Here is a 9504-nt window from a genome sequence, read left to right on the forward strand (position 1 = left end):
CCGCGAGCGAAAGCAGGATTGCCTGTGATGCAATGAAGAGCGCCTCGTCAGCCTTAGGGTCGGGGTTGGAGGGGTCGTTCAGAAAGTCGTACAGGGTGATGTTCAGCTCGTACGGGCTGGCGGAGCCGTCAGGGTTCGCCCTGTGCGATACGAGCCCCCCGTTGGCGAGAGTTCGCTCCGCCAGCGCGGCAATCTGCGCGTTGCTCAGTATGTCCTTGGCCGGAGTCACACCGATGCCATCATGGGAGGCGATGAAGTTGAAGAAGCACGAACCGCGAGTCCGCACCCTCAGGCCGGAAGCCCATCCGGAGAGGACGGATGCGTCGCCCGTAAGGAGGGCGTGGAGGGTCAGCGGGGCTAGGGAGAAGTTGTATACCATCTGAGCCTCGTCCGTGCCTTGCCCATCCGAGCGGGGATCGCCGAAGTAGCTTATGTTCTCCTCGTGGGGGACGTTCGTCTCTGTTATCAGCATCACGTGGGGGGCGACGTCGTCCAGCACCGCCCGCCACAGCTTGATCACCGCGTGAGTCTGCGGCAGATGGATGCAGGAGGTCCCGATAGTCTTCCATAGGTAGGCTATCGCGTCCAGCCTGACTATCTCCGCGCCTTTGAGGGCGTAGTGCAGCAGTATGTCGGTCATCTCCAGCAGCACGTCCGGCGAGGCGTAGTTCAGGTCGATCTGGTCGTCGCTGAAGGTCGTCCAGACCAGCCTCTCGCCCTTGGCGGTGTCGACCCTGGTCAGCAGCGGCAAGGTCCGCGGCCGCACCACCTTGGACAAGTTCTCCCCCTCCGACACGGTGATGAAGAAGTCGCTCCACGGCGCCTCCCCGCGAGTGAAGGCGGCGAACCACTCGCTCTCCCTCGATACGTGGTTTGCCACGAAGTCCAGCATCAGGCGGTAGCGCTCGCCCAGCTCGGCTATGTCCTCCCATTCGCCGAGCTCCGGGTCGATACGCCTGTAGTCGACCACCGAGAAGCCGTCGTCCGACGAGTAGGGGAAGCAGGGTAGGATGTGCACCCCGCTGACGTACCCGGCAAGATGCTCGTCCATGAAGGAGCGAAGGGTGCGCAAAGGGTGCTCTCCCGGTGTGCTGAACTGGTCGGCGTAGGTTATGAGGATGGTGTCCCGCTCGCTAGGAATGGACTTTCTCCCGGTCGGAGCGGGTATCCTGCCCCGGTAGGAGGCCGTCAATCTCTCAAGTCGTCGGTGCACGCCCACGGCATCCTCCCCGAAGAGTTGAGCGAGCAGGGCGCCTATTCGTGCGTCGGAGTCGTTCATCGTGCGTCCTCCCTGTGGGTCATGCGGGGCGAAGCGCCTGTTTCGTGTCCGGGTCCATCCATCGGATGCTGTCGGAGGGGAGGCGAAGCCATACCCTCCCGCCGGCGCTCGCCGGAAAGGCCGGGTGCGTCGCCACTTTGATCTTATGTCCTCCGAAGGCCGCAGTCAACAAATTCTGAGCGCCCAGAGGCTCCACAACGAGCACGTCCGCCATCAGCGCGTCCGGTGCCGGCTCGTGCAGTGTCTCCAGGTTCTCGGCGCGAATGCCCAGCACCACTGGCTTGCCGTCGTATTTTGAGAGCATTTGCTGCATCTCGGCCGCTGGTGCGACGTCGAACTCACCGAGCCTGACCGTCGTTCCGTCCGGGCCTTTTCGGACCCGGCCCATCAGGAAGTTCATCGGTGGATTTCCGATGAAGCCGCCTATGAAGCCGTTCGCGGGGAAGTCGTACACCTCGGTGGGGGAGTCCACCTGCTGGATCGTCCCTCCGTGCATCACGGCGATTCGATCTCCCATGCTCATGGCCTCCACCTGGTCGTGGGTGACGTAGACAGTGGTGGTGCCTATCTTGGCAAGCAGCTGTTTAAGCTCCGCTCTCATCTCAAGCCTCAGCAGTGCGTCCAGGTTGCTCAGCGGCTCGTCCATCAGAAGCACCTGCGCCTGCATGGCTATCGCCCGCGCGACCGCGACCCGCTGCCTCTGTCCGCCGCTCATCTTCGACGGATATCGGTCCAGCATCCCCTCTATGTGTAGAAGCTCCGCGGCCCGGCGGACCCGGTCCTCGGTCTCCGATTTATCCTCTTTGCGCATCCTCAGGCCGAAGGCTATGTTGTCGAAGACGTTCATGTGAGGGAAGATCGCGTAGCTCTGAAAGACCATGGATATATGCCTCTCCCTGGGCGGAAGGTAGGTCACGTCCCTGCCGCCGATGCTTATCCGCCCCTCGTCGGCCATGCCGAGCCCGGCGATCGCCCGCAGCAGGGTCGTCTTCCCGCAGCCGCTGGGCCCAAGGAGCACCATGAACTCGTGCTCGGCCACCACCAGCGACACGTCCTTCACTGCCACGAAGTCACCGAAGCGCTTTGTGACTCCCTCTATCCTGATCTCCGACATGACCTCGCCCCCTTTCTCTCATTATTTGCTTGCCTGTCCCCACATGTTGAACAGGTACTTGCGGATGATCACGATGAAGATCACCGACGGGACCAGCATGAAGAAGCCACCCGCGAACTTGTAAGCGTCGGAGGCCTCCCTCAGCGACACCAGCACCTGGGCGGGCAAGGTGCGGTTCTTCACGGTCAACACAGTCGCGGCGAAGACCTCGTTCCACGACATTACGAATGTGAACAGCCCCGCCGCCGCTATGCCTGGAAGGGCCAGCGGCATCACCACCGTGCGGAACGCCTGCAGCGGCGTGCAGCCGAACACCTGCGCCGCCTCCTCCAGCTCGTACGGTATGCCCGCGAACACGCTGCCTATGACCAGCACAGTGGTGGGGAGTGTCAGGGCCGTGTGCATCAGGGCGAGGCTCGGTATGCTGTCGAAGATGCCGAGGCTGATGAATGTGACCGCCAGCGGTATCGAGAGTATTACCACTGGAAAGGCTCGCACGGCCAGGATCGATAGCCGGAAAGTTTCCCGCCCGCGGAATGAGTATCGCGATAGGGCGTACCCGGCCGGGGCGGCGATCAGGGTCGAGAGCCCCAGTGTCAGCAGTGCGACGACGACGCTGTTCACTAGGCCGGGCAGAATGCCGTAGGAATCCAGGAAGAAGCGCATCGTGTCGAAAGAGAAGGGGATGAAAGGGAGCGCCCCCTTGGGGAAGCTCCTCATCGCCTCGGGCGTCGTCAGCGCGGTCGACGCGATCAACCATATAGGAAGCAGAATCCACAGGGACAGGAGGATGGCGACCAGGTAGGTAAAAGCCCGTTTTATCGCAAGGCGGCGCTTCGCCCTCGCCCGCACCCTCTCCATCTCGTCGGAGACCCGGACGCTCATGATACCGCCTCCTCCCCTCCGCGCACGGTGCGCAGATAGAACACGGCGCTGACCATCGACAGCAGCAGTATCAGCCCCGAGTAGGCCGCCGCCGCGTTCATGTTGCGAAGGGCGTAGTACTGCCGGTAGGTCTCGTTGGCCAGAACTGTCACCACGTCCCCGCCGCCGAGAGCTATGACGACGGCGAAGACTTGCAGCGCAAGGATCGTCCTAAGAATGAGGGCCACCTGGATGCTCGGCTTGAGCAGCGGGAGGATGACGTACCTAACCCTCTGCCACAGGCTGGCCCCGAAGAGCTCGGCGGCCTCCAGCACCTCCTGCGATATCGCCTGCAGACCCGATACGACGATCACCATCACAAGAGAGGTCGCGCGCCACACCTCGGCTATCCACACGGCAACCAGGATCCAGTGGCGGGTCGCGGCTGTCAGGTAGGGCTGAGGGCTTGAGATCAGTCCGAAGGTGTAGAGCAGGCTGTTGAGAAAGCCGTTCTGCGTGAAGATGGACGACCAGACTATCCCCACCGCGAGGTCGGACGCAGCCAGCGGGATTGCGAATATCGCCAGGAAGACCAGGTTGAATCTGATGCGCGACTGTATCACCAGCGCCATCACGATCGCCAGGACGAGCTGCACCGGTATGATCAGCAGCATGAGCAGGAAGGTCGTCCACAGCGCGGAGCGGAAGAAGCGGTCCTTGAGCATCCTGCGGACGTGAAGCAGGGTGAAGCGTCCCGTGTCGCCGATGCCGACCCTTCCGCTCTCGCCGTCCGAGTAGATCTGCAGATTTCGCCCCTGTGCCCACCCGGAGACGCTCTTTTCGTCGCTCGTGTTCTTGACCAGGTACCAGACCTCCTGCGAGCCCCTCCGCAGGATAGTCGCCTCCGCCCTTGCAGGCAACTCGCCGACTGCCTCGCCGAGCTCGTCGGGCGTCTCGTGCAGAACAGTCCCCTGTCCGGCGGACGCACCAAGGCGGGGCCGGACGGTGCCCAGCACCGGGGCGCCCGATGAGTCGGTCTCGCGGATCCTGATTCGGCTCTCCGGTATCCACCCGCGGACCTCTCCGATACCCTCGTCCTTTCCCTCGACGAAGAACCATATGTCGCCCCCGTCGGACTCCTCCGCGGACAGGGGGACAACCCGCCGCTCCATCACGGATATTCTTGCTCCCTGCTCTACCGTTCCGACCGAGTCCTCACCTCCCGGGGAGTCACGGAGCGAAAGAAGCCCCTGTTCCTCCCAGACGGCCAGCCGGATAGCCTGGGTCATGGGCCAGGCGAAGAAGAGCAGCAGGTAGAGCAGCGCGGGCGCGATCAGAAGATAGGGGGTCCACTTGAAGCTCCTGCGCCCCGAGGCGCGAAGAGGGCTTGCGCTCACTTTCACCACCTTCTTTCGAGACGGGGAGAGCCCGAACCGTACGGGCACTCCCCGAAAAGAGCGCGTTTGTCTTTTAACGCGGCAGCACCTTGCTCGGTCCGTCGGAAGCGGGATCGGGCGGCCACGCCGGGGCGCCGGTCTCGTCCATCAGGAGCTGAAGGTTCGTGGCCTCCTCTTCGAGCACCTTGCCGACATCCTCTCCGTTCAGAACCGTTCGGTCGAAGGCGTTGCGGAAGATTTGGTTTATCTCTCCGCCTCTCGCCCCCAGCCCCACGGGCAGCAGCGCCGCGATCGCGTTTGGCGAGCTCGCCTGGGTGTTGACCGCCTCCATCTGCATGGCGATCCCCTTGGGAAGGCGAGATGTGTCAACTCCGCCGACCGCCGGGAAGAAGCCGAGCTCGTTCAGCACTCTGGCCTGCACGTCAGGCCGTGTCAGATACTCGATGGCCTGATTGGCGGCTTCGGGGTTCGGAGCGGCCTTCGAGATGGCGAGCCCCACTATCACCGGCATGTAGCCAAGCCCCGCGGGGCCGGCGGGCGCAGGGAAGGCCACGAACTCGTCCGGTTTCTCCGCAAAGGCCGGTAGCAGGCGCGCGGTGTGGTCGAACGCCACCCATACCTCCTCTTTCAACAGCGGCTCGTGCATCAGGTTGTAGTTGATCGACTCCGGGTGGACGTAGGGCCACAGATCCGACTTCATCCACTCGAGCATCGCTATCGCATCGACGCTCTGGAACTTGCCGACCATTCCCCCGGTGAACGAGGGCCACAGATAACCCTGCAGGAAGCGCTGGAAGAGCCCCGCATGAGGCAAACCGAGCAAGGGTCTCCCCTCCGCCTCATAGAGGGCCTTGCTCCAGTCGGCGAGCTGCTGGTACGTGATGGTGTTCAGATCCACCCCCTCGGGCAGATAATCGAGCGCCTTTTTATTGGCGGCCATGATGTAGGTCGCCTGCATCCAGGGGATGTAGTACAGTGTGTCCTCGCTGCCCAGGAGCCCGGTCTGCATGTAGGCCTGCGCGAACTCCCGACTATCGCCCAGGTCCTCGGCCAGGTCGACCAGGTTGGCGAGAGCGTTCGCCTGCTGCAGAGGGGGGAAGGAGCCGTGCAGAGCCCCTATCAGGCCCAATGTCCCCTTGCCCGCCTTGGTCTCCGCTATCACAAGGTCGATCATGGGCCCGTCGTTGGAATCGGCGGTATAATCGAAGCCGCCGTCCTTCAGAATCTCGCGGAACTTAGCCTGCTCCTCCACCGGCGCGAACTGGGTGGAGAAGAACACCAGGCCGGAGAGCCCGGATGCAAACGCCGCGCCGCCCCACAGGACCGCGCTCAGCGTGAGCAGAGCGGCCAGCGTCCGAGTTCCTTTCACGCGCATTTTCATGACATTCCTCCTTGTCCACACATGCTCCCGCGCCGTAAGGGCGCTCTTCACAGAGGGTGCACGGCAAAGCGGGAGCCTTTCATACCTCAACCGACTCTCGGACTTTCCTTCAAGATACTTGCCAACTCTCGCCATCACCCCCCGTCTCAACTGTGGACCTCCGAGGCGCGCCGCAGGACGACCGGACGATAAGTCGCGGTGCCAGTATCTCGCCCCTCGTGTCCCGCGCCTCTCCCGCGATCAGGTCCACCAGCTTCTCGCAGACCATCCGCCCTATCTCGTAGATGGGCTGCTGCACGGTCGTCAGAGGGGGGTGTGAGTGCTCAGCCATGGGGATGTCGTCGAAGCCGGTCACGGCGACGTCCCCACCCACCGAAACGCCCCGCTCGTGCAGGGCGCTCATCGCGCCGAGCGCCATCAGGTCGTTGCACGAGGCTATCGCCGTGGGGATTTCTGGCTCCTCGAGCAACTTCATCGCAGCCTCGTAGCCGCTCTTTTGAGTCAGGTCGCCCTTGACGATTCGCAGTTCGTCCGGGTCCAGGCCGTGCTCGGCCATCGCCTGGCGAAGTCCCTCCAGCCTGTGCCCCATGAATAGAAGGTCCGGTGGCGAGCTAAGAAAGACCATCCGCCTGTGACCGAGCCCGATCAGGTGATCTCCGACGAGCCTCATCCCCTTCACACTGTCCACGTCGACGAAGGGAAAGCCGGCCGCGCTCTCCGTGCGGCCGAAAGCCACGAAAGGCACCGCTGACTCTACGAGCCAGTCTATCCGCGGATCCCTTCGCCTCGTTCGGACAACGACAAAGCCGTCCACCTGTCCGCCGCTCACCTTGCGCCGGTACAGCTCCATCTCTCCCTCTCCCGGCGACTGCACGGAGAGGAGCAGGTCGTAGCCGCGTTCTGCGGCCATATTTCCTACGCCGGTCAGAAATTCGGTGAAGAAGGGATCGGAGAAGCGAGGGCCTACAGTGGGAAGGATCAGGCCGATAGTCCGGGAGCGACGCTTCTGCAGCGATCGCGCCAGGGCGTTGGGAGTGTAGTTCATCTCGCGCGCCGCGCGCCGCACCAGCTCCCTGGTCTCCTCGCTGACGTCGCCGTACCCGGCGAGCGCGCGCGAGACAGTGGTTATGGACTTTCCAGTGCGTTCCGCGATGTGCTTCAGGGTGACTCGCATATCGACCCCTCCCAAAACGTTTTGGATTGCCAAGCAGTCTAATCCAAAACGTTTTGGATGTCAACCGCAAAAGATAGAAATTTGCGACTGCTCTTCTCGGACGAAATTGAAAACCTCCTCTTGGCGGTCGATCTTCTAGGGTATAATGACCCCGGAAGTCCAGTGGAGCATGAGCGGCTACGATTTTTTTGGAGAGGTGATCGATTTGAACAGAGACGAGATCCTGCAGAAATTCGTATGCACCCCCAGCAGGGTGGCGATCGTGGGGGCGTCCCCAAAGACCGAGAGGCCCGTATTCCGAGTTATGAACTACCTGTCCGGCGCGGGCTTCACCCTTTTTCCGGTAAACCCTGCCTATACCGGAGCGGAGATCTTGGGCCTGACGTGCAGGGCGGACTTGGCATCGCTCGAGGAGAGAGTGGATGTTGTGGCTCTATTCGTCTCCGCCGACAAGCAGGCCGGCATCGCCCGCGACTTGAAAAATATGTCCGACAAGCCGGTGGTATGTTTTCAGCCCGGGTCGGAGAATAAGCCACTTGCCGAATCGCTCGCGAAGGACGGCTACCCGGTTCTGGAGCACTGCCTTATGGCGGCTCACATGAACGAGTGCGGCGCTTGATATTTATTGTTGCTTAAAAGACTGTGTTCGGTATATAATTCGCTATTAGTGATAAGTTGTAGATAAGCGTCGGAATCCTGCGATCCAACCTGTCCGGCGTGACTTCCATATTATTCAGGAGGTGTCCGGTGTCCTCCGAGGTTCCTTTTACCATTCGAGTGCGATACGGAGATACAGATCAGATGGGCGTCGCATACTACGCCAACTACCTGTACTGGTTCGAGATCGGCAGATCCGAGTTCTGCCGGGCTCACGGAAGGTCCTACGCCGACTGGGAGGCGGAGGGCATGTTTCTCCCCGTGGTCGAGTCGCACTGCCGTTACAGATACCCCGCACGTTATGAAGAAGAGATCACAGTGTTCACAAAGATAGGCGAACTGAAGGCGGGAAGCGTCGTCTTCAAATGCCGCATCGAGAGGACCTCGGACGGGAAGCTGCTGGCCGAGGGATGGACCCGCCATGCGTTTGTCGACGCAAGAGGCAAGGTGTTGCGTGGTAATAACCCCATGCGCAAGTGGATAGAGGCGCTGAGGGATGATGGAGGTGTCGCGTAGAGTGAGTGCCAGGGCCATACTGCTTGGAAATGAAGCGATAGCCAGGGGGATTGTCGAGGCGGGGTGTCTAGTCGCCACGGCCTACCCCGGTACGCCGTCGTCGGAGATCCTTCCGGCGGTGGCAAAGTACGCCGACGAGCTGGGCGTGCCCATGTCGGTGGAGTGGGGGGTCAACGAAAAGGTGGCCTTCGAGGAGGCGGCCGCCGCCTCGTTCACGGGGGCCAGGGCCTGCGCCGTGATGAAGCAGGTCGGGCTCAACGTCGCAGCGGATCCGTTCATGAGCATCGCACACTACCAGCTCAAGGGAGGGCTGCTGCTTGTGTCGTCGGACGACCCGGGGCCGCACAGCTCCCAGACGGAGCAGGACAGTCGCTACTTCGCCATGTTCGCCAAGGTTCCCTGCTTCGATCCGGCGACGGCGGAGGAGGCCAGGGAGATGGTCTTCGACGCGTTCGACCTGTCGGAGCGCTTTGCCATCGTGACGATGTTGCGCCCGAGCGTGAGGGTGGATCACTGCCGCCAGGACGTCGAGGAGAGGATAACCCCTCTTAAGCCTGGCGAGGTGAAGTTCGAGAAGGATCCGTCGCGCTGGGCGTGCCTTCCCGCATTCGTCAGGATCAACCATCCCAAGCTCAATCAGAAGATGCTGGACATACGCGAGGCGTTCGAGACGGAGTTCTCCAAGTACAACTACGAGGTTCCCGCAAAGGGCGCGGCGAAACTCGGGATAGTGGCATCCGGCTCCGCCTTCGCGGTGGTCAAGGACATACTTAAGGGCGCGGGTCGCGATGACGTGTCGATCCTGAAGATAGGCACGCCTCACCCGCTGCCTGTCAAGATGGTTAACGACTTCATCTCCCGCCACGAGAAGGTGCTCTTCCTGGAGGAGACCTACCCGGTTATGGAGATGCAGCTTCCGGACCGCACCGGCATAATGGGGCGCTGGAACGGAGTGGTGCCCGGTGCCGGGGAGCTTCTGCCAGAGGTGATCGCGGACCTCGTTGCCAAGGCCCTCGGGGACGATTCTCTGTCCGTCCGGGCAAATCCTCTTCTGAAGGAGGCTCTCGAGGAGCTGAAGATAGTCCCGCGCAGGCCGATGCTCTGCCCGGGATGCCCGCACAG

The 9504-nt window shown here is 62.2% G+C and carries 9 protein-coding genes; 3 read left to right on the forward strand and 6 right to left on the reverse strand.

The window, feature by feature from the left end; translation table 11 throughout:
- The 6 genes from GX181_01165 to GX181_01190 all read right to left on the reverse strand — a co-directional run.
- Nucleotides 1-1279: sugar phosphorylase (locus GX181_01165; GenBank protein ID NLM70555.1), on the reverse strand; the 1279-nt coding region annotated here is incomplete at its 3' end.
- 19 nt (nt 1280-1298) lie between these two features.
- On the reverse strand, nt 1299-2393 hold the full coding sequence (locus tag GX181_01170; GenBank protein NLM70556.1) for an ABC transporter ATP-binding protein: 1095 nt from the start codon (nt 2391-2393) through the stop codon (nt 1299-1301).
- A gap of 21 nt (nt 2394-2414) precedes the next feature.
- A complete protein-coding gene (locus tag GX181_01175; protein NLM70557.1) occupies nt 2415-3278 on the reverse strand; it encodes a carbohydrate ABC transporter permease in 864 nt (287 codons plus the stop codon).
- The gene (locus tag GX181_01180) at nt 3275-4654 is read right to left on the reverse strand and encodes a sugar ABC transporter permease (GenBank protein ID NLM70558.1); all 1380 of its coding nucleotides are present in this window, start codon (nt 4652-4654) and stop codon (nt 3275-3277) included. The genes GX181_01175 and GX181_01180 overlap by 4 nt, the downstream gene beginning before the upstream one ends.
- Nucleotides 4655-4727: 73 nt before the next feature.
- Complete coding sequence (locus GX181_01185) at nt 4728-6035, reverse strand: carbohydrate ABC transporter substrate-binding protein (GenBank protein ID NLM70559.1); 1308 nt, start codon at nt 6033-6035, stop codon at nt 4728-4730.
- A 109-nt stretch (nt 6036-6144) separates the two neighbouring features.
- Nucleotides 6145-7209: a LacI family transcriptional regulator gene (locus GX181_01190; protein ID NLM70560.1), complete on the reverse strand. Its 1065-nt coding sequence runs from the start codon at nt 7207-7209 to the stop codon at nt 6145-6147.
- A gap of 145 nt (nt 7210-7354) precedes the next feature.
- On the opposite strand from GX181_01190, the gene GX181_01195 reads away from it, so the two are divergent.
- The 3 genes from GX181_01195 to GX181_01205 form a co-directional block, all read left to right on the forward strand.
- Entirely contained in the window at nt 7355-7828 is a 474-nt protein-coding gene (locus tag GX181_01195; protein NLM70561.1) for a CoA-binding protein, read from the forward strand.
- 128 nt (nt 7829-7956) lie between these two features.
- Nucleotides 7957-8382, forward strand: coding sequence for an acyl-CoA thioesterase (locus GX181_01200; protein ID NLM70562.1), 426 nt, complete (start codon nt 7957-7959; stop codon nt 8380-8382).
- Nucleotides 8366-9504 (forward strand): indolepyruvate ferredoxin oxidoreductase subunit alpha (locus GX181_01205; protein NLM70563.1); only part of this gene is annotated, 1139 nt, incomplete at its 3' end. The genes GX181_01200 and GX181_01205, both read left to right, overlap by 17 nt.

This window comes from Synergistaceae bacterium (genome assembly GCA_012521675.1).
Lineage (GTDB): Bacteria > Synergistota > Synergistia > Synergistales > Aminobacteriaceae > JAAYLU01.

Coding starts and splice junctions, on each gene's coding strand:
- GX181_01185 (NLM70559.1), bottom strand. CDS start 6,035: ATGAAAATGCGCGTGAAAGGAACTCGGACGCTGGCCGCTCTGCTCACG.
- GX181_01190 (NLM70560.1), bottom strand. CDS start 7,209: ATGCGAGTCACCCTGAAGCACATCGCGGAACGCACTGGAAAGTCCATA.
- GX181_01175 (NLM70557.1), bottom strand. CDS start 3,278: ATGAGCGTCCGGGTCTCCGACGAGATGGAGAGGGTGCGGGCGAGGGCG.
- GX181_01195 (NLM70561.1), top strand. CDS start 7,355: ATGACCCCGGAAGTCCAGTGGAGCATGAGCGGCTACGATTTTTTTGGA.
- GX181_01170 (NLM70556.1), bottom strand. CDS start 2,393: ATGTCGGAGATCAGGATAGAGGGAGTCACAAAGCGCTTCGGTGACTTC.